The 21,971-nt window shown below is 72.1% G+C and carries 19 protein-coding genes; 7 read left to right on the top strand and 12 right to left on the bottom strand.

All coding sequences use genetic code 11. The annotated features are described in order from the left end of the window. Nucleotides 1-14 precede the first annotated feature (14 nt). Both LRS14_RS28960 and LRS14_RS28955 read left to right on the top strand, forming a co-directional pair. Nucleotides 15-869 carry a MetQ/NlpA family ABC transporter substrate-binding protein gene (locus LRS14_RS28960; RefSeq protein ID WP_257802051.1) on the top strand — a complete coding sequence of 285 codons (855 nt, stop codon included), beginning with the start codon at nt 15-17 and terminating at the stop codon, nt 867-869. Further along, a complete protein-coding gene (locus tag LRS14_RS28955; protein ID WP_257802050.1) occupies nt 866-2,191 on the top strand; it encodes an LLM class flavin-dependent oxidoreductase in 1,326 nt (441 codons plus the stop codon). Before LRS14_RS28960 ends, LRS14_RS28955 begins: the two co-directional genes overlap by 4 nt. On the opposite strand, the gene LRS14_RS30505 is transcribed toward LRS14_RS28955, so the two are convergent. The 3 genes from LRS14_RS30505 to LRS14_RS28935 all read right to left on the bottom strand — a co-directional run bounded on the left by LRS14_RS30505 (nt 2,188) and on the right by LRS14_RS28935 (nt 5,553). Then, complete coding sequence (locus tag LRS14_RS30505; RefSeq protein WP_310740896.1) at nt 2,188-3,741, bottom strand: methyl-accepting chemotaxis protein; 1,554 nt, start codon at nt 3,739-3,741, stop codon at nt 2,188-2,190. The two genes, LRS14_RS28955 and LRS14_RS30505, sit on opposite strands and share 4 nt — an antisense overlap. A gap of 66 nt (nt 3,742-3,807) precedes the next feature. Then, nucleotides 3,808-4,632: a phosphate/phosphite/phosphonate ABC transporter substrate-binding protein gene (locus tag LRS14_RS28940; protein WP_257802049.1), complete on the bottom strand. Its 825-nt coding sequence runs from the start codon at nt 4,630-4,632 to the stop codon at nt 3,808-3,810. Between the two features lie 30 nt (nt 4,633-4,662). Next, the gene (locus LRS14_RS28935) at nt 4,663-5,553 is read right to left on the bottom strand and encodes a fatty acid desaturase (RefSeq protein WP_257802048.1); all 891 of its coding nucleotides are present in this window, start codon (nt 5,551-5,553) and stop codon (nt 4,663-4,665) included. A gap of 349 nt (nt 5,554-5,902) precedes the next feature. On the opposite strand from LRS14_RS28935, the gene LRS14_RS28930 reads away from it, so the two are divergent. Beyond that, on the top strand, nt 5,903-6,712 hold the full coding sequence (locus LRS14_RS28930; RefSeq protein WP_046113954.1) for a class II glutamine amidotransferase: 810 nt from the start codon (nt 5,903-5,905) through the stop codon (nt 6,710-6,712). 31 nt (nt 6,713-6,743) lie between these two features. Here LRS14_RS28930 and LRS14_RS28925 read toward each other — a convergent pair whose 3' ends face one another. From LRS14_RS28925 to LRS14_RS28890, 8 genes are read right to left on the bottom strand one after another with little or no spacing between them, the layout of a single operon-like run. Further along, nucleotides 6,744-7,631: a TauD/TfdA family dioxygenase gene (locus LRS14_RS28925; protein WP_257802047.1), complete on the bottom strand. Its 888-nt coding sequence runs from the start codon at nt 7,629-7,631 to the stop codon at nt 6,744-6,746. 17 nt (nt 7,632-7,648) lie between these two features. Then, the gene (locus LRS14_RS28920; protein WP_257802046.1) at nt 7,649-9,406 is read right to left on the bottom strand and encodes a twin-arginine translocation pathway signal protein; all 1,758 of its coding nucleotides are present in this window, start codon (nt 9,404-9,406) and stop codon (nt 7,649-7,651) included. An 11-nt stretch (nt 9,407-9,417) separates the two neighbouring features. After that, entirely contained in the window at nt 9,418-10,770 is a 1,353-nt protein-coding gene (locus tag LRS14_RS28915) for an LLM class flavin-dependent oxidoreductase (RefSeq protein WP_257802045.1), read from the bottom strand. A gap of 34 nt (nt 10,771-10,804) precedes the next feature. Continuing rightward, a complete protein-coding gene (locus LRS14_RS28910) occupies nt 10,805-11,563 on the bottom strand; it encodes an ABC transporter ATP-binding protein (RefSeq protein ID WP_257802044.1) in 759 nt (252 codons plus the stop codon). 30 nt (nt 11,564-11,593) lie between these two features. Further along, a complete protein-coding gene (locus LRS14_RS28905) occupies nt 11,594-12,379 on the bottom strand; it encodes an ABC transporter permease (protein ID WP_257802043.1) in 786 nt (261 codons plus the stop codon). After that, nucleotides 12,379-13,233, bottom strand: a complete 855-nt coding sequence (locus LRS14_RS28900; protein ID WP_046113960.1) for an ABC transporter permease — start codon at nt 13,231-13,233, stop codon at nt 12,379-12,381. The genes LRS14_RS28905 and LRS14_RS28900 overlap by 1 nt, the downstream gene beginning before the upstream one ends. Before the next feature lie 4 nt (nt 13,234-13,237). Beyond that, nucleotides 13,238-14,323: an ABC transporter substrate-binding protein gene (locus LRS14_RS28895; protein WP_257802042.1), complete on the bottom strand. Its 1,086-nt coding sequence runs from the start codon at nt 14,321-14,323 to the stop codon at nt 13,238-13,240. Between the two features lie 22 nt (nt 14,324-14,345). Continuing rightward, nucleotides 14,346-15,446, bottom strand: a complete 1,101-nt coding sequence (locus tag LRS14_RS28890) for an ABC transporter substrate-binding protein (protein ID WP_257802041.1) — start codon at nt 15,444-15,446, stop codon at nt 14,346-14,348. 149 nt (nt 15,447-15,595) lie between these two features. On the opposite strand from LRS14_RS28890, the gene LRS14_RS28885 reads away from it, so the two are divergent. Genes LRS14_RS28885 through LRS14_RS28875 form a run of 3 tightly spaced genes read left to right on the top strand, consistent with a single transcriptional unit; the run spans nt 15,596 to nt 20,345 of the window. After that, complete coding sequence (locus LRS14_RS28885) at nt 15,596-17,626, top strand: DEAD/DEAH box helicase (RefSeq protein WP_257802040.1); 2,031 nt, start codon at nt 15,596-15,598, stop codon at nt 17,624-17,626. A gap of 35 nt (nt 17,627-17,661) precedes the next feature. Then, complete coding sequence (locus tag LRS14_RS28880) at nt 17,662-19,539, top strand: AMP-binding protein (RefSeq protein WP_257802039.1); 1,878 nt, start codon at nt 17,662-17,664, stop codon at nt 19,537-19,539. Continuing rightward, the gene (locus LRS14_RS28875; RefSeq protein WP_257802038.1) at nt 19,536-20,345 is read left to right on the top strand and encodes an enoyl-CoA hydratase/isomerase family protein; all 810 of its coding nucleotides are present in this window, start codon (nt 19,536-19,538) and stop codon (nt 20,343-20,345) included. Before LRS14_RS28880 ends, LRS14_RS28875 begins: the two co-directional genes overlap by 4 nt. Nucleotides 20,346-20,363: 18 nt before the next feature. On the opposite strand, the gene fabG is transcribed toward LRS14_RS28875, so the two are convergent. Continuing rightward, complete coding sequence (gene fabG, locus LRS14_RS28870; RefSeq protein ID WP_257802037.1) at nt 20,364-21,104, bottom strand: 3-oxoacyl-ACP reductase FabG; 741 nt, start codon at nt 21,102-21,104, stop codon at nt 20,364-20,366. 102 nt (nt 21,105-21,206) lie between these two features. Here fabG and LRS14_RS28865 point away from each other — a divergent pair, with 102 nt between their 5' ends. After that, nucleotides 21,207-21,959: an HAD family hydrolase gene (locus tag LRS14_RS28865; RefSeq protein ID WP_257802036.1), complete on the top strand. Its 753-nt coding sequence runs from the start codon at nt 21,207-21,209 to the stop codon at nt 21,957-21,959. Nucleotides 21,960-21,971: the final 12 nt, after the last annotated feature.

Here is a 21,971-nt window from a genome sequence, read left to right as displayed (position 1 = left end):
CCGAGGAGTACCCGATGACGCATGCCCTTGCCCTGCCCCGTCGCGCGCTGGTCGCCAGCCTGCTGGCCGCCGCGTTGCCGCTGATGGCGCAGACCGCGACGCCGGCCACCGACATCCTGCGCGTGGGCTTCATGCCCGGGCCTTACCGCGATGCCTTCCGCATCGGCATCGAGCCGCAGCTCAAGCGCCAGGGCTACGAGGTGCAGTACGTGGAGTTCAGCCAGGGCGTGCAGCCCAACGACGCGGTGGAGCGTGGGCAGATCCACGCCAACATCTTCCAGCACTCGGTGTACCTGGAGGCGAGCAACCAGCGCCAGAAGTTCGACCTGGTGCCCATCGTGCACGTGCCCACGCCGCCGATGGGCCTGTACAGCAAGCGCTGGAAGTCGCTGGCTGAGGTGCCCGACGGCGCCACCGTCACGGTGCCCTCGGACCCGGTGAACACCGCCCGCGCACTGCGCATCCTGGAAGCGGCCGGCTGGCTCACGCTCAAGCCCGGCGTGGACGCGGCCAGCGTCTCGGAGCGCGACCTGGCCAGCAACCCGAAGAAGCTGAAGATCGTGCCGCTGGATGCCGCGCAGGCCCCGCGCTCGCTGGACGACGCCGACCTGGCCGCCATCCAGGGCAACTTCGCGGTGGCCTATGGGCTGAAGCTCACCGAGTCGCTCAAGCTGGAGGCGATGACGCTGCCCTACGTGAACGTGGTGGCCGTCAAGCGCAGCCAGCAGAACGCGAAGTTCGCCAAGGACATCGTGGCCGCGTACCAGAGCCCGCAGTTCCAGCAGGCCTTCGAGGCCAATCCGGTGTGGAAGGGCTACCGGCTGCCCGACTACTTCAAGCCGTCCAGCGTGGCGACCGCCAAGCCATGAGGCGGCAGCTCAAGCTCGGCGCGTACTTCACCGGCTCTGCGGTGCAGGGCGACAGCTGGCGCCACCCCGCGGCCGACATCGACGCCGCCTGGAACGTGCAGCGCTACGTCTCGTATGCGCGCAAGCTGGAGGCGGCCTGCTTCGACGCCATCTTCTTCTACGACAACGTGTTCGCGGCCACCGACCCGGCCACGGTGGCGCACAGCCCGCAGGCCCCGCGCTGGGAGCCGATGGTGCTGCTGGCCGCGCTGGCCACCGCCACCGAGCGCATCGGCCTGGTGGGCTCGGTGAGCACCAGCTACAGCGAGCCCTACAACGTGGCCCGCGCCTTTGCCTCGCTCGACCACCTCAGCGGCGGCCGCGCCGGCTGGAACGTGGTGACGTCCACCGGCGGCGGCGAGAACTTCAACCTCGACGGCCACCGCGACCATGCCGACCGCTACGAGCGGGCGCACGAATTCGTCGACGTGGTCACCGGCCTGTGGGACAGCTGGGCCGACGATGCCTTCCTCACCGACAAGGCCAGCGGCCGCTGGGCCGACCCGGCCCGGCTGCATGTGCTGCACCACCGCGGCAAGCACTTCCAGGTGCGCGGCCCGCTGAATGCGCCGCGCCCGCTGCAGGGCTGGCCGGTGATCTCGCAGGCCGGCGCGTCGGAAGACGGCAAGGCCCTGGCCGCCCGCGTGGGCGAGATGCTCTACACCGCCGCGCAGGACATCGACGAAGCGCGCGCCTTCTATGCCGACGTGAAGCGGCGCGCCGCGGCCCACGGCCGGGCGCCGCAGCAGATACAGATCCTGCCGGGCGTGATGCCGGTGATCGGCCGCAGCCAGGCCGAAGCCGACGACAAGTGGGGTGCGCTGCTGCAGGCGCGCGATGCCGACGTGGTGCTGCGCGCGCTGGGCAGCTATGCCAGCCTGGGCATCGACCTCACGCGGCTGCCGCTGGATGCGCAGGTGGAGCTGCCCGAGCACATCCCGCTGACCAACAGCCACCAGAGCCGGCAGAAGCTGCTGGTGGACTGGATCCGCAAGGAGCGGCCCACCGTGCAGCAGCTCTACACCCGCTGGAGCGCCGGCGGCCACCGCATGCTGGTGGGCACGCCACAGGCCATCGCCGACGACTTCGAGCACTGGTTCTCCACCGGAGCGGCCGACGGCTTCAACGTGATGTTCAGCAGCACGCCCGGCGGGCTGGACGACTTCGTGCAGCTGGTGGTGCCCGAGCTGCAGCGGCGCGGCCTGTTCCGCAGCGCCTATTCGGGCCGCACGCTGCGCGAGCACCTGGGGCTGGCGCGCGTGCCGAATCGCTACTTCGCCTAGGCCGCCACGCGGAAGCGCGCGGCCACGCCGGCCAGGCGTTGCGCCTGATCCTGCAGGCTTTGCGCTGCGGCGGCGGACTGCTCCACCAGCGCCGCGTTCTGCTGCGTCATGTGGTCCAGCTCGCTCACCGCGCGGCCGATCTCGCCGATGCCGGTGCTCTGCTCGCCCGAGGCATGGCTGATCTCGGCCACGATGCCGTTGACACGCCGTACGCTCTCCACGATCTCGGCCATCGTGCTGCCCGCGCCCTGCACCAGGCGCGCGCCCGATTCCACGCTCTGCACCGAGTCGCCGATCAGCTGCTTGATCTCCTTGGCCGCCTCGGCACTGCGCTGGGCCAGGCTGCGCACCTCGCCGGCCACCACCGCAAAGCCCCGGCCCTGCTCGCCGGCGCGGGCGGCTTCCACCGCGGCATTCAAGGCCAGGATGTTGGTCTGGAAGGCGATGCCGTCGATCACGCCGATGATGTCCGCGATCTTGCGCGAGCTGTCGCTGATGGACTGCATGGTGTTCACCACGTCGCCCACCACCGCGCCGCCCTGCTCGGCCACCTGGCAGGCCGTGCCGGCCAGTGCATTGGCCTGCGCGGCCGCCTGGGCGCTGTGCTGCACCGTGCCGGTGAGCTGCTCCATCGCGCTGGCGGTTTCCTGCAGGTTGCTCGCGGTCTGCTCGGTGCGCTGGCTCAGGTCGGTGTTGCCGGTGGCCACCTCGCGGCTGGCGGTGGCGATCGAATCGCTGGCCACCTGCACTTCGCGCACCAGCTGCGACAGCGTGCCCTGCATGGCCTGCAGCTCGTCCACCACGCCGATGACCTCGTCGCGGCCACGCGGCGCGTCAGGCTCGGGCGTCAGGTCGCCGGCGGCCACGCGGCGTGCCAGGCGCGATGCATGGTTCAGCGGCTTGAGGATGGAGGCCGTGAGCGCCCAGCCCAGCGCGGCCGAGGCCAGCATGCCCGCCAGCACGCCGGCCAGCAGCAGGCCCTGCCCGGTGCGGGCCGAGGCCACCGCCTGGTCGCGCTGCGCGGCCACCAGGTCGGCCTCGTGCCGGGCCAGCGCATCGACTGCTTCCACATAGGCACCGGCGGCCGGGCGAAGCTGGCTTTCCAGCTCCGCGGCGGTCACCTTCTCGCCGGCCGCATCGCGCTTGACCAGCGCGGTGCGCACCTCGCGGAAGCGGTCGCCGGCGCTGTCGATGTCCTTCATCAGCCCGGCCGAGCGTTCATCGTCGATCAACGATTCCAGCCGCTTGCGCAGCTCGGCCGAGCGCTTGGAGGTGCGCTTGCGGTCTGCATCCACGCGGGCGGCCAGGGCCTTGTCGTCGCTGGCCAGCAGCGCTTCGGCGCGAAAGGCGCTGATCTCCACGATGCCGTGCAGCTCGCGGGCCAGCATGGCGCGCTCCGCCGCCGCGCCGCCAAGCTGCGCGGCCGCATCGCCCAGCTGCTGCAGGCGCCAGATGCCCACGCCGGAGGCCATCGTCATCAACCCGGCCACGGCGGCCAGGCACAAGGTGAGGCGGGCACGCAGCCGGAGCTGCAGCAACAACGAAGTCATGGAGGGTCGGGGACTGCTACGACCTGTTGCTTATCGTTCGGCCGGCACCGCAACTTGAGCACCGGCCTACAGCAGCGCCTGCGCCGGCCAGGCCTCGGCGCCCAGCGGCTCGAAGCCGTCGATCAGCAACGCCTGCCGGGCCGCGGCCAGGTGGGGTGCGGCGCAGGCTGCCTGCAGCGCACGGCGCAGCACGGCCAGCTCCTGCGGCGACGTGCCCAGCGCGGTGATGAGCGGCAGCCCCGGCGCGGATGCGGTGCGCGCCAGCACCTGCAGGCCGTGCAGCAGCGCCGGCTGGTGGCGCGCGACCAGCGCATGGGTCACGGCATCGATGGCCGCGATGTCCGCCCGGCCCTCGCGCACCGCCGCCAAGGAGGCGCGATGCGATCCGGTGAACAGCAGGCGGCCGAAGAAGGCCGGTGGCGGCAGGCCGGCCACCGACTGCACCGCCCGGCGCAGCGCCACGCCGCCCGAGAAGGAGCCGGCATCATTGACCGCCGCCACCCGGCCCGACCAGCCGGCCAGGGCCTGCAGCCCCTCGGCCGGCAAGGCTTCCCCGTCCCGCACCACCAGCAGGCTGCAGTAGCGCGTGCCTTCGCAGCCCGGCGCTGCATACCGCATCGCGCCCACCACCTGCACCTGGCCCTGCAGCGTCGTCACCAGTGGATGGCCGCAGGCCTGGCTGAGCAGCAGCCGCGGATGCAGCCAGTGGGCCGGCAGGTCCGCAGGCCAGTCGGGCGTGCCCGGCACGCCGGCCAGGCCTTCGGCCTGCAGCGCGCCGGCGATGCCTTGCCACCAGGCCTGCACCGCCTGCCGCGGCAAGTCGTACATCGGCAACGAGGCCGGGCGCGGCACCGCGCCGGCGAGGTCGGGGGTGGGCTTCACCGGCGGCATGGTCGCATGCGGGCCGGGCCGCGGCGTGCTTCAGGGCTGATGGCGGTGCACCGGCGAATCGATGGGCCGCAGCGCATGGCGGCGCAGCAGGCTGCCGTAGCCCGGCACCAGGAAGCCGCCGTTGCGCACCAGCACCTCGGCCCGCCGGGCCAGGTACTCGCGACGGATGCGCCACCACGGCAGGCCGGGCTGCGCATGGTGCACCGCGTGGTAGTTGTTGTTGAGGAAGAGCCAGCGCCAGAACCAGCCCGCCTCGTTCACCACCACCCGGTGCGCTGCCTGCTCGGCGGGCCGGTGCTCGTAGAACGACCGCAGCATGGCCAGGCCCAGCGCGGGATAGCACACCCCCAGCAGGTAGTGCAGCGGGTGGATGCCGGCCTGCTGCTGCAGCAGCCACAGCAGGCCGGCGAGCAGCGCCAGGTGCTGCAGCCAGCAGCCCAGCTGCGAGAAGTCGCCGCGCAGCGGCCGGCGCAGCATGTCGGCCCAGGTCGGCAGGATGACCATGGCCGGACCCAGCAGCACCCGGCCCAGCACGGTGCGCTGCGCATGGCGCAGCCAGCGGCCGGCGCGGCCCAGGCGGGCATAGTGGTCGGCGCTGACGTAGTTGCTCTCGGGGTCGATGCCGGGCTGGGTGAGCAGCTCATCCCGGTGGTGCGCCAGGTGGGTATCGCGGTACAGGTCGTAGGGATACCAGGCGGCCAGCGGCAGCAGGCCCAGCCAGCGGTTGATGCGCTCGCTGCGCGTGGGGTGGCCGTGCAGCAGCTCATGCTGCAAGCTCATGTGCCAGCAGCAGGCCAGCGCCAGCAGCCCGCTGCCGGCCAGCGGCCCCAGCACCGGCAGCGCGACCACCGCGGCCAACCAGGCCGCATGCACGACGACGATCAAGGCCCAGGTGGGCCATTCGATGGCGGCTGATCTCATGGCCCCCACCGTAGACACCGGCGCTTCATCGGCCAACGAATGGATGCGCGCTTGGTTATGCGCAAAGCCTGCCAACGGTCGGGCCACCGCCATATTCGGCCGCCGCATGCGGGCATGCACAAAGATTCGGCGCCAGCCGCGGCCGGGCTGGCTACGCTGCAGGCGAGACAGCAAACGGCAGAACAAGAGCGGCATGTCTCCTGGCCCCCAGCGGTGGGCGGCCTTTTTCAGGGCCCGCGCAAGCGGGCCCTTCTTTTGCCCTCCAGCGTCCGCATGTCGATCGAAGGAAATCGCGCTTCGGTTCGCCGCGCCGCGGCCGAAGAATGGGGCACGGCTTCTCACGCGCGCCATGTGCCAACTGCTTGCGATCAACAGCAACGTGCCTACCGCGGCCACGTTTTCGTTCACCGGCTTTTCCGCGCGCGGCGGCGCCACCGACCACCATGCCGACGGCTGGGGCATGGCCTTCCACGATGGCGAGGCGCCGCGGCTGTTCCATGACGCCGGCCGCGCCTGCGATGCGCCGCTGGCCGAGTTCCTGCGCCAGCATCCGGTGCGCGCGCGCACGGTGCTGGCGCATGTGCGCAAGGCCACGCAGGGCGCGGTGGGCCTGGCCAATTGCCATCCCTTCACCCGTGAGTGGCGCGGCCGCAGCTGGGTGTTCGCGCACAACGGCGACCTGAAGGGCTTCCGCCCACCCCTGGACGGCAGCCACCTGCCGCTGGGCCAGACCGACAGCGAGCATGCGTTCTGCTGGCTGCTGCAGCGGCTGCGCCAGGCCTTCGGCGGCGGCCAGGGCCCGGCGCCGCACTGGCAGGCGCTGGCGCCGGTGCTGGCCGAGCTGCTGCCGCAGGTCAGCCGCCACGGCAGCTTCAACATGCTGCTGACCGACGGCCATGCGCTGTATGCCCACGGCAGCACCCACCTGCACTGGGTGGCGCGGCAGCATCCCTTCCCGCGCGCGCGCCTGGTCGATTGCGACCTGGAGCTGGACCTGGCCGGCGCCAACGGCCCCGGCGACCGCATGGTGGTGGTGGCCACCCAGCCGCTGACCAGCACCGAGCCCTGGCAGCCCTTCCAGCCCGGCGAGCTGCAGGTCTTCGAGGCCGGCCGCAGCGTGTGGCGGCAGGCGCCGCCGGTGCTGGCGGCAGCAGCCTGAGCGGCCCGGCCCTCGCGCCGGGCCGTTCCAATCACCCCGCCTGGTGCACCCGGCTGCGCTGCCCGTCCACCGACACGGGCACGTCGCCGGCCACCGTCACCCGGCGCACCACGCGGTGCTGGTCGCCGTAGTCGTTGGTGGCGTAGTGCTGGGTGGCGCGGTTGTCCCAGATGGCCACATCGCCCTGCTGCCAGCGCCAGCGCACGGTGTTCTCCAGCCGCGTGATGTGGTTCTGGAACAGCTGGAACAGCAGGTCGCTGTCCTGCGTGTTGTAGCCGATGAAGCGCTGGATGAAGTGGCCCGAGACCAGCGTACGCTCGCCCGTCACCGGATGCACCCGCACCAGCGGATGCTCGGCCTCGATGCGCTTGCGGGTGAACACCTCCTGGTACTTCTTCGCGCCATGGGCATCGGGCTCGATGCGGGTGGCGGCATAGTCGTAATGGTTGCCGTGCAGCGCCCACAGCTGGTCGGCCAGCGACTTCAGCGAGGCCGGCAGCTCGTCATAGGCCAGCGCGGTGTTGGCCCATACGGTGTCGCCGCCATACGGCGGGATGACCACCGCCCGCAGGATGCTGACCTGCGGATAGTCCACCTCGAAGGTGACGTCGGTGTGCCAGGAGTTGGCGCGGCCGCCGTGGCGCGAGTCCAGCTCCAGCAGCCGGGTGCCGTCCTTCGACGGCACGGTGGGGTGCTCCACCAGCTCGCCGAACAGGCGGGCGAAGGCCTCCTGCCCCGCATCGTCCAGGTGCTGCTGGCCGCGCACGAAGAGCACCTTGTGGCGGTACAGCGCCTGCCGCAGCGCGTCGAAGGTCTCGGGTGCCAGCTGGCCCGACAGCCGCAGGCCGCGCACTTCGGCGCCGATGCGGCCGGCCACCGGCACGATGTCCAGGTTCACTTGATCGATGACTGCACTCATGGTTCTCCTCCTGGGGTTCAGATGACGACGCGGGTGCCGTCGAAGCGGGTGAAGGCGAAGCCTTCGAACGGTTCGCGGAAGGTGGCCTTCTGCTCGCGCAGCAGGCTGATGACGAGGTTCTCGCCCTGGGCATACGAGGCCGCCGCGTCGGAGCGCCAGTGGATGCCGGCGGCGGTGCGGCCGGAGCCGTAGTTCAGCGCCAGCTTGTTCAGCTCGCCGCCCAGCGTGAGCGGCGGGCCGGCGTAGGGCACCAGCCGCGTGGGGTCCGCGGGGTCGGGCTGCACCGGGTTGGGGATGACCAGGCTTTCGTCGTAGAAGGCCTTGAGCAGCGTGACCGTGACGGCGCCGATGATGGCCGCGCCGCCGGGATACGACGAGTGGATGGGTGCGCCTTCCGGGTACACCTGCGGCAGCAGGAAGCTGCCGTTGCGCGCACGGCTGCGCTCCAGCGCCTGCGAGCCGAGAAAGGCCTCGTGGATCGGGTAATCGGCCACGCCGCCCGCCAGCCGGTGCTGCACCAGGCCGCCGAAAGCCTCGGGCCGCAGGATGCGCTGCTCATACCACTTCTGGTAGTAATTGACGCGGATGCCCAGCGAGCTGGCCAGCGAGATCAGCGACTGGAAATAGGCCGCCCCGAAGGTGCCCGAGGCACCGCCCTGCGTCTTCGAGCGCAGGTACGGATTGCCTGGCGCCAGCGTGTTCTGCGAAGCGGGGAAGATGCCGCCGAACGATGGGTCGGCCGCCGAGGCCGCGGTGGAAAGCAGCTGGTTGGCGATGACGCCGAAGGCCGCGGCCGAGTGCACATAGGCCGCCAGGTCGCGGGTGCTGCTGATGTAGCGGCGCTGGTTGTCGTAGGCGATGCGGGCCTTGGGCGACTGGCCGTTCTGGATGGCCAGCCAGTCGTCGTACTGGGTGAGGAATTCATTGGCCGGCGTGTAGCTGCGGATGCGGGCCGACAGCGTCTGCGAGCCCAACGGCACGTCGCGCAGCAGGAACTGCGAGACATAGGGCCCGTCGGTCACGCCGGGCGGCGTGGCCCAGCGGCCGGTGCGTCCGCTGGCGTCGCGCTCGTCCACGTACAGCACCGCGCCGCGCAGCAGGGTTTGCGGCGTCACGCGGCCGCCGACCTTCGGGCCCTGGAAGTCGGGCGCGCGGCTCAGCTCGGCGGCCGCGGCCAGCACGTCGCGGTGCTGCGTTCCGTCGTGGAACTCGTTGAAGGGCACGTCGCGCAGCAGCGCGGCCCAGTAGATCTCGATGGCCTCGCTGGCGCGCTGGGCGCTGGCCAGCGCGGGCGCCGGCGGCAGCGCGAACTGCGAGGCGTTCAGGCCGTCCAGGCTCACCGCCAGCGTGCCCACCGGATTGAGCAGCTTGCGCGTGCCGCCCAGCGGGATCTTCTCGAAGTCGGCCGGGTCGCGGCTGGCGAAGGCCGCGGTGGCCAGGCGCCAGGCTTGCGGATCGACCTCGCCGCGCGCGTTGTGCGGCAGGCCGCGGCTGTCGGAGCCGATGCGGTTGGCATAGCGCGCCTCGTCGCCGTTGGTGGGATGCGGCGGCACCGGCTGCTCGGCCGCGGCGCGGGCCAGCGCACTGCGCACCTCGAAGGCGCGGCGGCGGAACTGCTCGTCGTAAGGCAGGCGGTCGGGCAGGTCGGCGGGTGCGGCCGGCGGCGCGCTGCCGCCGGCGGTCTGGGCGGAGGCAGGCAGCAGGCTGCCGGCGGCCAGGCCGGCACTGGCCTGCACCAGGAAGCCGCGGCGGGTGGCGGATGGGGATGCGCTCATGGGGGGCTCCTTCAGGCGGCCTGTGCGGCCACGGTGGCGTAACGGCTGGCGGGGCGCTGCAACCCCAGGTTCTCGCGCAGCGTGCGGCCTTCGTAGGCGGTGCGGAACAGGCCGCGGCGCTGCAGCTCGGGCACCACCAGGTCGACGAATTCATCGAGCGACTGCGGCAGCACCGGCGGCATCACGTTGAAACCGTCGGCCGCGCCGTTCTCGAACCACTGCTGCATCTGGTCGACGATCTGCATCGGCGTCCCCACCACCACCCAGTGGCCGCGGGCGCCGGCCAGGTATTCGTAGAGCTGGCGCACGGTGAAGCGCTCTCGCCGCGCCAGCTCGATCACCACGTGCGCGCGGCTGTTCACGCCCTTGGGCGGCTCGGGGTAGTAGGGCGGCGGCGCGTCCAGGTCCCAGCGGGCCAGGTCGTCGTTCGGCCAGAAGGGCTGCAGCGTGTTCAGCCCCACCGCGGGGTGGATCAGCGCCTGCAGCTCGGCCCACTTCTCGCGCGCCTCCTCCTCGGTGCGGCCGATCACCGGCGAGATGCCGGGCAGCACCAGCAGTTGCTCCGGCCGGCGGCCGTACTTGGCCATGCGGCCTTTCACGTCGGCGTAGAAGGCCTGCGCCTCGGCCAGGCTGGTCCAGGCGGTGAAGATGGCCTCTGCGGTGGCCGCGGCCAGCTCCTTGCCGTCCTCCGACGAGCCGGCCTGCACGATCACCGGGTGGCCCTGCGGCGGCCGCTCGATGTTGAGCGGCCCCTCCACCTTGAAGTGCCTGCCGACGTGGTTCAGCGCATGCAGCTTGCGCGGGTCGAAGTACACGCCCGAGGCGGCGTCGCGCACGAAGGCATCGTCCTCGAAGCTGTCCCACAGGCCCTTGACCACCTCGACGAACTCGTGCGCCCGGGCATAACGAGCGGCGGGGTCGGGGTGCGCGGCCAGGCCGAAGTTGCCATGCACGTTGTCGGCGCTGGTGGTCACCACGTTCCAGGCCGCGCGGCCCTTGCTGATGTGGTCCAGCGAGGCGAACTTGCGCGCCAGCAGGTAGGGGTCTTCGTAGGTGGTGCTGGCGGTGGCCACGAAGCCGATGTGCCGGGTCACCTGCGACAGCGCAGCCCACAGCGTCACCGGCTCGAAGTAGGAGACGCGGCCCTGGCGGCTCAGCGATTCGTCGTCGCCCTTGTGGCGTTGGCCGGGGCTGTCGGCCACGAACACCTGGTCGAACAGGCCGCGCTCGGCGGTCTGCGCCACCTGCACGTAGTGGTCGATGTTGATGCCCGAATCGATCTGCGATCCGGGGTGCCGCCAGGCGGCCACGTGGTGGCCGGTGGCCATGATGAAGGCGCCGAGGCGCATCTGCTTGCGGGTCATGAACGGTCCTCCCTCCAGAGATGGGTGCGGCGCCTCAGGCCGCGCCAGCGAATTCGGCAAGCACGCCTTCCTTGGCCTGCGTGAAGGCGGTACTCAGGCGGTCGCGCGGGTAGCTCAAGGGCACCGGCACCGTGCGGCGGATGCGGCCCGGCCGCGGCTCCATCACCACCACCTTCTGGCCCAGGTACACCGCCTCTTCCACGTCATGGGTGACGAGGATCATCGTGATGCCCTCGGCCTGCCAGATGCGGTGCAGCTCCTGCTGCAGGTGCGCGCGGGTGAGGGCGTCCAGCGCGCCGAAAGGCTCGTCCAGCAGCAGCACCTCGGGTCGGCTGACCAGCGCCCGCGCAATGGCCACGCGCTGCGACATGCCGCCGCTGAGCTGGTGCGGATGCGCCTTCTCGAAGCCGGTGAGCCCCACCAGCGCGATGTGCTCGCGCACCGCGCGGGCCTTGTCGGCCTCGGGCAGCTCGGCGTTGAGCAGGCCGAGTGCAATGTTCTGCTCCACGTTGAGCCAGGGGAACAGCCGGTGCTCCTGGAACACGATGCCGCGGTCGAGGCTGGTGCCCACGATGCGGCGGCCGTCCAGCAGCACCTCGCCCTGGTAGTCGGCCTCCAGGCCCACGATCAGGCGCAGCAGCGTGCTCTTGCCGCAGCCGCTGCTGCCCACGATGCTGACGAACTCGCCCGGGTTGACGGTGAGGGTGATGTTCTGCAGCACCGGCAGGGGCTGGCCCTCGACCTCGAACTGCTTGCTCAGGTTGCCGATGTGCAGCGTGCCTGCATGGGCCATGGTGTGTGCTCCTTGGTTCGGGGATGCGGTTCAGAACTGCGCGACCGAGCGGCCGCGCCAGGCCAGCGCACGCGCCTCGATGCGGCTGGCGATCCAGTTGAGGGCGAAGCCCACCGCGCCCACCACGATCACGCCGAACAGCACCAGGTCCATCCAGAAGTGCTCGCGGCCGTCGATCATGGTGTTGCCGATGCCCTGGCCCGAGACCAGCAGGTACTCCGCGCCCAGCGTGGCCAGCCAGGCGTAGATCAGCGCCAGGTGGATGCCGGCGAAGATCGACGGCGAGGCCGAAGGCAGGATCAGCAGCCGCCAGGTCTGCCGGCGGTTGAACTTCAGGACACGCGCCACCTCCAGCAGGTCGGCCGGCACGCTGCGGATGCCCTCGTAGGTGTTGAGCACCACCGGGAAGAAGGCGGCCAGCGACAGGAAGGCCACCTTGGCCGCATCGCCCAGGCCGAACCACACCGACAGCAGCGGAATCCACGCGAACAGCGAGATCTGCTTGAGCGTGTGGAAGCTTGGCCCCAGCAGCCGGTCCGCCAGGCGCGAGGCCCCCAGCAGTGCGCCGAACAACAACCCGGCCGTGCTGCCGATCGCAAAGCCGATCAGGTCGCGGCGCAGGCTGGCGCCGAGTGCGGCGGACAGCTTGCCGCTGCTCACCTGCTCCACCGCCGTGACCCACACCTTCTCCGGCGGCACCAGCAGCGGCGAGGTGGTCCATCCCCAGCGTGTGGCCAGCCACCAGGCCGCCAGCAGCAGCGCCGGCAGCACCCAGCCGCGCACGGCCTTCGGCACGATCACGAGGCGGCGCGCCATCACAGGCCCGCCTTGCGCCAGCCGAGCAGGCGCTGCTCGGCCACGGCCAGCAGCTTGTCGAGCGACCAGCCCACCGCGCCCACCACCACCACGGCGGCCAGCACCACGTCGAGCTGGAAGAGCTGGCGGCCGAACACGATCATGTAGCCCAGGCCTTCGCTGGAGGCCAGCAGCTCCACCACCACCAGCGCCAGCCAGGCATGGGTGAGACCGTAGCGCACGCCGTTCCAGATGGGCGCCAGCGCGGCCGGGAACACCACCTTGCGCAGCATCTGCCAGCGGGTGAAGCGCAGCACCCGCGCCACCTCGATGTAGCGGGTGGGCACGCCCTGGATGCCCTTGTAGGTGTTGAGCGCGATGGGCACCAGCGCGGCCTTGCTGATGAGGATGATCTTCAGCGCCTCGTCGATGCCCACCAGCAGCATCAGCAGCGGCAGCCAGCCCAGCACCGGCACCTGGCTGAAGGCCTTGAAGGTGGGATAGAGGTAGTCCTTCACCGTGGGCGACAGGCCCATCGCCACGCCCAGCGCCAGCCCGCCGGCCAGGCCGAGCGCGAAGCCGCCCAGCACCCGCAGCAGGCTCACCTGCAGGTGGGCCCACAGCTCGCCGCTGCGCGCGGCTTCCAGGAAGGTGGCGGCCACCGCCTCGGGCGAGGGCAGCACCTGCGGCGCGATCCATTCGTTGCGAGCGGCCAGCCACCACAGCGCCAGCACCGCCAGCGGCACCGGCCAGGCCAGCAGCCAGCGGCCGATGCGGCCCGGCGCCGCCGAAGGACGCCACGGTGCGGCGCCAGTGCGCGGCCGGGCGGCCACGGCGGGGGCCCGTTCCAGGCCGATGTGCAGGGGTTGTTCCATCGCTTCAGGCTCCCAGTGCCTTGCCGTCGGCCTGGTACACCGGCCAGAAGTTCTGCAGCCCTTGCTGGCGCAGTGCGGTGTCCAGCCAGCGGGTGTCGATCCACTGCGCCACGTCGAAGCGCTTGCGCGTGAGCTTGAAGCGGTAGGCCTGCGCCTCCGCGTCCTTGTAGCGGGCCACCAGGAAGGGGTCGAAGTTGGGGTTCAGCCGCACGCGCAGCGGCTCGCCGGCGTAGTCCTCCTTCCAGTGCTCGTAGGGCGTGCCGGCGCGCGCCCACAGGCGCAGCACCTCCTCGCGGTTGGCTTCGTCGGAGGCCCAGCGCGCGGTGCGCACCGCTGCGTCGATCAGCCGCTGCACCCGCTGCGGATGCGCCGCGGCATAGGCCTCGGTCACCAGTACATGGCTCTGCCGGGTGAACACCGGCGAATCGCCCTTGCTGGCATACAGCACCCGCACCTGGCCCTTGTCGCGCAGCCGCAGGATGTCCATCGCGCCGATGGCCGCGTCGATGTCGCGGGTGGACAGCGCGGCCAGGTAGCCCGCGGTGTCCAGGTTGAGGATCTTCAGGTCCTTCTCGGCCAGGCCATGCGCTTCCAGCAGCCGCAGCGCGGGCAGGTGCATGTTGGTGCCGCGGAACAGCGAGACCCGCTTGCCGCGCAGGTCGGCCACCGTCTTCAGCGGCGAATCGGGCGGCACGCCGATGTAGATGTTGCTGCGCACGCCGGTGGCGAAGATCAGCTGGGTCTTCAGGCCCGCGGACTTCGCCACGATGGCCGGCAGGTCGCCCTGGAAGGCGAAGTCCAGCTGGCCGGTGGTCAGCGCCTCGTTCACCGCCGGGCCGGCGCCCTTGAAGAACAGCCACTCCACCTTCACGCCGTCGGCCTGCAGCGCCTCGTCGATCCAGCCCTTGGCATGGGCGATGGCCATCGAGCTGCCGGCCACGCTGGGCGGCTGGCCCACCGCGGGCTGGGCCACGCCGATGCGCAAGATGGGCGCCGACTGGGCCAGGGCGGGCAGGCCGAGCGAGGCCGCGGCCTGGGCCACCGCACCGGCGGCCGCATGCTTCAACGCGGAGCGTCGTGTGAGCTTCATGGGGAGGGTCCTGCGTGTGGGGTCAGCGGGCGGCAGCCAGCTTGCTGCCGATGAGTTCGCCATCGGCGCCGTACTCGTGCCAGTAGCCTTCGAGCTTCAGTTCCTTCAGCGCGGCGTCCAGCCAGCGGCGGTCGAACCAGCTGTCGATCTCAGGTTGGCTGCGGGTGAGCTTCAGCGCATGGGCCTGCGCCGCCGCGTCCTTGTAGCGGGCCACCAGGAAGGGATCGAGCAGCGGCGACAGGCGCACCCGCAGCGGCTGGCCGACGAAGTCCTCGCGCCAGAAGCGCTCGGGCAGCTCGGCCTGGCCCCACTGCGCGAACAACTCGCCGCGCTGCTGTTCATCCGAATAGACCTTGGCCGCCTTCACCAACGTGGTGACCACGCGCTGCACGACCTGCGGCTGGCGCTGCGCGAAGTCGTCGGTGACCAGCAGCACCGTCTGCCGCGTGAAGCGGTAACTGTCCTGCGCGGCCGACCACACCACCTTGGCCGCGCCCTTCTCGCGCAGCGAGAACAGCTCCACGTAGCCGAAGGCGGCGTCGATGTCGCGCGTGGCCAGCGCGGCCTGGGCGCTGGCGGTGTCCAGGTTGATGAGCTTGAGGTCGCTTTCCTTGATGCCCTTGGCCGCCAGCGCGCGCACCGCGGCCAGGTGCAGGTTGGTGCCCTTGAACACCGCCACCCGCTTGCCCTTCAGGTCCTCCAGCCGGGTGATGGAGGAGTCGGGCGGCACGCCCAGGTACAGGCCGTTGCGCACGCCGCTGCCGGCGATGATCCGCGTCTTCACGCCGCCGGCGCGGTGCACGATGCTGGGCAGGTCGCCCTGCCAGGCGAAGTCGAGCTGCCTGTTCACCAGCGCCTCGTTCACCGCCGGGCCGGCGCCCTTGAAGAAGATCCACTGCACCTGGATGCCGTCGCGCTCGAACTCCTTTTCCAGCAGGCCCTGCGCATTGACGATGCCGGTGGTGGAGCCGCCGGTGCGCGGTGGCGCGCCCACGCCGCCGGTGGCCACGCCGATGCGCACGGTGGTGGGCTTCGGCCCCGGGTTCTGCGCCTGCGCCGCCAACGTGAAGACGGCCAGCAGCAGGGTGGCCAGGCCCAGGCCCAGCCAGCGTTGCAAGGTCATGATCGGCATCCCTGTGCGTCGATGAGGTGGATGCACGATAGGCAGCTTGCCTAGACAGGTGAACCTCTGATTTCGAGTTTGGTTATGCAATGCCGCGTGGCTTGCTACAGTGCCGCCCCTTCCTTCGCCCGCCTGCCTTCGCACCTGCCATGAGCCTTGCCGACCTGCGCGCCGCCATCGAGGCCGAGCTGGCGGCCACGCCCGAGTTCTATGACTTCAAGGTGCTGCGCAGCCAGCGCGATGGCGCGCTGTGGCGGGTGACGCTGGAGCCGGGCTATGTGTATGCCGAAGGCCAGCGGCCCGGCGCCGCCTCGGCCCAGGCCCTGCTGGACGACAGCCTGGACGGCGCCGCCGCGTGGTGGGGCGCGCCGGCCAAGGGCGGGGCCAGCGTGCTGGCCGTGCTGGCCGAGGACGACCAGCTGGTGCTGCAGAACGCCACCACGCCGCCGCCGGGGCCGGACCTGCTGATCCGCCTGTATCCCACGCGCTTTCTCAAGGCGGTGGCCGATGCCTGGTGGGACACGCCCTGGGCCGAGCAGGCGCTGGGCACGCTGCCCGACCTGGCGCAGCCGCCCGCGGTGCCCGATGCACCCGCGCTGACCGGCGCCCCCTTCCGCTGGCTGCGGCCGGCGCAGCGGCAGGCGCTGCAGCTGCTGCGGCACGGCAGCAGCTTCCTGTGGGGTCCGCCGGGCACCGGCAAGACGACCACGCTGGGCGTGCTGCTGGCCGAATACCTGGATGCCCGGCCGCAGGCGAAGGTGCTGCTGCTGTCCACCACCAACCAGGCGGTGGACCTGGCCACGCTGGCGGTGGACAAGGCGCTGGACAAGGGCCGCCGCGGCCAGTGGCGGGCCGGCGTGCAGCGGCTGGGCACCCGCTTCGATGCGGCAGCCTATGCCGGGCGCGAGCACCTCATCCCCACCGACGACCATGACCTGATCGGCCGCCTGGCGCGGGCCGAGGCGGCCCGTCCATCGGCCCGCGACGCCGCGGCGCTGAAGGCCTGGGCCGACCGCGTGGCGGCGCTGCGCGACGAGCTGCGCAGCGCCTCGCTGCAGGTTCTGCGCCGCTGCCGGCTGGCCAGCATGACCACCACCCGCGCCGCATTCACGCTGAAGACGCTGCGCGAGCTGTCGGCCGACGGCAGCCCGCCCTTCGACCTGCTGGTGTTCGACGAGGCCAGCCAGGTGAGCCTGGCCCATGCGCTGGCGCTGATGCCGCTGGGCCGCAGCCGGCTGTTCGCGGGCGATCCGCAGCAGCTGTCGCCGGTGCTGCGCAGCACCGATGCGGCCGCGCGCCGCTGGCTGGGCCGCTCGCCCTTTGCGCAGATGCCGGCGCGTGGCGGCTCGGTGGCGCTGCTGGATGAACAGTCGCGCATGGCGGGCCCGGTGTGCGCGCTGGTCAGCGACCTGTTCTACGACGGCGCGCTGCGCGTGGCCGCCGATGCGCAGGCCTCGCCCGCGTGGCAGGCGGCACGGCAGCGGGCGCTGGGCGAGCACATCGGCGCCGAGGTGCATGTGCATGTGCACCGCATCGCCTCCGATGGCGCCTGGTCGGCCGCCGAGCGCGGGCCGGTGCGGCGTGAATCGGCGGAGGCCATCGCACGGCTGGTGGCGCAGGCGCTGGCCAGCGGCCAGTGGCAGCCGCAGGAGCTGATCGTGCTCACGCCGTTCCGCGCGCAGCGGGCCTTGATCCGCCGCCGCCTGGCCGCCCATGGCGTGGGCGAGGCGGTGAAGGTGAGCACGGTGCACCGGGCCCAGGGCAGCGAGGCGCCGGTGGTGGTGTTCGACCCCGCCGACGGCGCCCAGCCCTTCCTGCAGACGGAGGAGGCGCGCCGCCTGCTGAACGTGGCGCTGAGCCGCGCGCAGGCCAAGGTGGTGGTGATGCTGTCGGCGGCCGATGCGGCCAACCCGCTGCTGGCGACCATCGTGCACAAGCTGCGGCTGGCCGACGACCCGCGCCCCGCACAGCCGCTGGAGCTGCTGGCCGGCCGGCCGGGCTTTCCCGCCAATGCGCTGGGCCTGCGGGTGCAGGCTGGCCGCCACACCGGCGAGGTGGTGCGCATCAGCCCCGATGGCCGGCAGCTGTGGCTGGTGAACGAGCGCAGCGGCGCCGAGCAGCTGTTCGATGCCGGCTTCTGGCGCGCCCGGGCCGCCGCATCGCGTCCACCTTCCGGATGACAGCCGCGGGGCCGGCCGCGCAGTACCGTGCCGGCATGCATGCCCCGCCGTTGCCGCCCCTGCCGCCCCTGCCGCGCATCGCCACGCTGGCCGACGTCCGCCGCGTGGAGCAGCAGCCCTACCGGCAGTTCATGCCGCATGCCACGGTGCAGGCGGGGCTGGAGGCCGCGGCGCAGCGGCACGGCGGGCGCGTCGCGATCACCAGCATCGACGAGCCCGACCTGCGGGCCACACCGCGGCGCTGGACCTACCAGGCCCTGCTGCAGGACATCCGCCGCGCGGCCAACCTGTTCCATGCGCTGGGCGATGGCCGGCCGCCGCGCATCGCGCTGATGCTGCCGCCCACGGCCGAGGGGCACATCGCGCTGTGGGGCGCGGAGGCGGCCGGCACCGCCTGCCCCATCAACTACCAGCTGGGGCCGGGCCACATCGCCGAGCTGCTGCGGGCCTGCGGCGCCCAGCTGCTGGTGGCGCTGGGCCCGGCGCCCGACCTGGACATCTGGCCGCAGGTGGACCGCATCCGCGCCGCCTGCCCCGGCCTGCGCCATGTGCTGGCGGTGCCGGCCGGACCCGGCCTGCCGCTGCCGCCGGGCGTGCGCAACCTGCTGCAGGAGATGCAGGCCCATCGGGCCGATGCGCTGGACTCCGACACCCCGGCCACGCCGCTGGCCGCGCTGTTCCACACCGGCGGCACCACCGGCGCGCCCAAGCTGGCGCAGCACAGCCATGCCAACCAGCTGCATGCGGCCTGGGGCGCTGCCTGCATGTTCGGCACCACCGAGCACGACGTGGTGCTCAGCGGTTTCCCGATGTTCCACGTGGCCGGCTCCTTCGTGTATGGCCTGTCCACGCTGCTGTCGGGCGGCGAGCTGGTGCTGCCCACGCGGCTGGGCCTGCGCAATGCCGCTTTCATGGCGCGGTATGCGGAGTTCGTGCAGCAGCACCGCGTCACCTTCCTGGCCGCAGTGCCCACGGTGATGGCCAGCCTGCTGTCGCTGGACCTGCCCACCGGCCTGCTGGGCAGCGTGCGCGGCCTGCTCACCGGCGGCTCGCCGCTGCCCAACGAGCTGGCGGCGGCCTTCGAGGCGCGGCACGGCACCCCGGTGCGCAACATCCTCGGCATGACGGAAAGCGCCGGCGTCATCAGCATCGAGCCGCTGGCCGGCCCGCGCACGCCGGGCTCCTGCGGCCTGCCGCTGCCCTATACGCAGGTGCAGGTGCAGCGGGAGGACGGCACGCCGGCCGCGCCCGGCCAGCCCGGCGTGCTGCGGGTGCGCGGGCCCAACGTGAGCCCCGGCTATACCGATGCGGCCCGCGATGCCGGCACCTTCGAGGCCGACGGCTGGCTGGTGAGCGGCGACATCGGCCATGTGGACGAGGCCGGCCGCCTCTTCGTCACCGGCCGCGCCAAGGACGTGATCATCCGCGGCGCCCACAACATCGACCCCGGCCTGATCGAGAGCGCGTTGCTGCGCCACCCGGCGGTGCTGATGGCCGCTGCGGTCGGCCAGCCCGACGCCTATGCGGGCGAGCTGCCGGTGGCCTTCGTCTCGCTCAAGCCCGGCGCGCAGCTCGACGCGCAGAGCCTGGCCGCCTTCGCCGCACCGCACATCGCCGAGCGGCCGGCCATGCCCAAGCGCATCGACATCCTGCCCGGCATCCCGGTCACGGCGGTGGGCAAGGTGTACAAGCCGGCGCTGCGGGTGCTGGCCACCCAGCGAACCATCGACGAGCAGCTGGCTGCCGCCGGCATCACGCCCGCGCAGGCGCGGGCCGAGGTGCGCGACGAGGCCGGCGGCCTGTGCGTGTGCTTCCACCTGCACGACGAAGCCGCCGCGCCCGCGCTGCACATGCTGATGAAACCCTACGCCCTGCGCTACCAGCTGCTGCCCGCGGCGGCCGCCACCCCATGAACCTGCCTATACAAGTGGCGGCGCACGGCGCTGTGCTGTGCATCACCCTGCACCATCCGGCGCGGCGCAATGCGCTCACGCCCGAGATGCTGTGCCGCCTGGCCGATGCGGTGGTGGCCTTTGCGGCAGACGATGCGCTGCGGGTGGCGGTGATCACCGGCAGCGGCGACCAGGCCTTCTGCGCGGGCGGCGACCTGGCGCGCACCCTGCCCCTGCTGACCGGCGCCCGCCCGCCCGAGGACGACTGGGACCGCCGCGTGCTGCAGGAGCCGCAGGTGATGGCCGCCTCCGGGCTGCGCGACCATCCGCTGCACAAGCCGGTGATCGCCGCCCTCAACGGCAGCTGCATGGCCGCCGGCTTCGAGCTGATGCTGGGCACCGACATCCGCATCGCGGCCGAGCATGCGCTGTTCGGCCTGCCCGAGGTGCAGCGTGGGTTGCTGCCGTTCGCCGGCTCGATGGCGCGGCTGCCGCGGCAGGTGCCGCAGGCGCTGGCGATGGAGCTGCTGCTCACCGGCGAGCCCATCGACGCCGCCACCGCGCTGCGCATCGGGCTGGTGAACCGGGTGCTGCCCGGCCCGCAGGTGCTGCCCGCCGCGATGGCGATGGCCGAGCGCATCGCGGCCAACGGCCCGCTGGCGGTGCAGGCGGTCAAGCGCACGGTGCTGGGCGCCAGCGGCCAGCCGCTGGCGCAGGCCTATGCGCTGGAGGACGAGGCCAGGCGCCTGGTGCTGGCCAGCGACGATGCCCGCGAGGGCCCGCGTGCCTTCATCGAGAAGCGGCCGCCGCGCTACACCGGGCGCTGAACGGGCCGGCCGGCCCGGTCAGATCGACACGCCGCCGCTCACCTCCAGCACCGCGCCGTTGATGTAGCCGGCCTCGTCGCTGGCCAGGAAGGCATGGGCGGCGGCCACGTCCTCGGGCTGGCCGATGCGCTTCATCCAGCAGGCCTGCTCGATGCCGGCACGCACCGCATCCGGCACCGCCGCCAGCATCGGCGTGGCGATGGCGCCCGGCACCACCACGTTCACCCGCACGCCCTTGGGTCCCAGTTCGCGGGCCCAGGTCTTGGTCAGGCCGATGAGGGCCGACTTGCTGGCCGCATAGTTGCCCTGGCCGAAGTTGCCGTACACGCCGCTGATGCTGGCGGTGTTGACGATGGCGCCGCGGCCCTGCCGCAGCAGCGCGGGCAGCACCGCCTGCGTGCACTGGAACACGCCCTTGAGGTTGACGTCGATCACCGCATCCCACTGCTGCTCGGTCATGTGCTGCAGGCGCGCGTCGCGGGTGATGCCGGCGTTGTTCACCAGCACGTCGATGCGGCCCCAGCGCTGCAGCACGGCGGCCACCATCGCATCCACGGTGTCGCGGCGGGCCACGTCTACCGCCTGCGCCATCGACTGGCCGCCCTGCTGCGCCAGCGCATCCGCGGCCTGCTGCGGCGCCTGTGGATCCACGTCGCACAGCACCACCTGTGCACCTTCCTGCGCAAACCGGCGCGCGGCCGCCAGGCCTATGCCCTGCGCCGCACCGGTGACGATGCACACCCTGCCCTGGAACCGCATGCGGCCTCCTCCGATGTGGAAGCCGCAGGCTAAGCGCGGCGGCGGCGCCTGTCTGTCAGCCGCGAGAACGACACGTGACGGCCCGGTGGTAAGGTGCGGCGCATGGCCCTCGACCTCAGCCGTGTGCGTGCCCTGTGCTTCGACATCGACGGCACGCTGTCCGATACCGACGACCACCTGGTGGCCCGGCTGGCCGCGCTGCTGGATGCGCTGCCGCTGGTGAGCGGCCGGCGCGCCGAGCGGCTGGCCCGGCAGGTGGTGATGGCCGCCGAGACGCCGGTGCATGCGGCCTATGCGCAGCTGGATGCCCTGGGCCTGGACGTGCCGCTGGGCTCGCTGCGCGACCGCCTGCGCCGCATCAAGCGCCTGGGTGCCGACCCGGCCCACACCCGCAACGTGGCTGCCGCCGACGAGCTGCCGCACGAGATGGTGGCCGGCGTGCAGCAGATGATCACCACGCTGGCCGCGCACTTCCCGATGTGCACCATCTCCACCGGTGGCGCACCGCGGGTGGAGCGCTTCCTGGCGCATTACGGCGTGCGCCAGCACTTCGTGCAGGTGATCGGCGCGCAGACCACCCGCCGCATGAAGCCGCACCCGGAGCCGTTGCTGTTTGCCGCGCAGTCCATGGGCGTGGCGCCGGAGCAGTGCCTGATGATCGGCGACACCACCATCGACATCCGCACCGGCACCTCGGCCGGCGCGCAGACGGTGGGCGTGCTGTGCGGCTTCGGCACCGAGGCCGAGCTGCTGCAGGCCGGCGCGCACCTGATCCTGCCCACCACCTCCGACCTGCTGCAGGTGCTGCGCCCGGCCAGCGACACCCTGCACGGCTCGGCCGCGCCGGCCGGATAAGCAGCCTCGGAA

It is taken from the genome of Aquincola sp. J276 (genome assembly GCF_024700035.1).
GTDB classification, from domain to species: Bacteria; Pseudomonadota; Gammaproteobacteria; order Burkholderiales; family Burkholderiaceae_C; genus Aquincola; species Aquincola tertiaricarbonis.
This window is presented reverse-complemented; position numbering and strand designations above follow the sequence as displayed.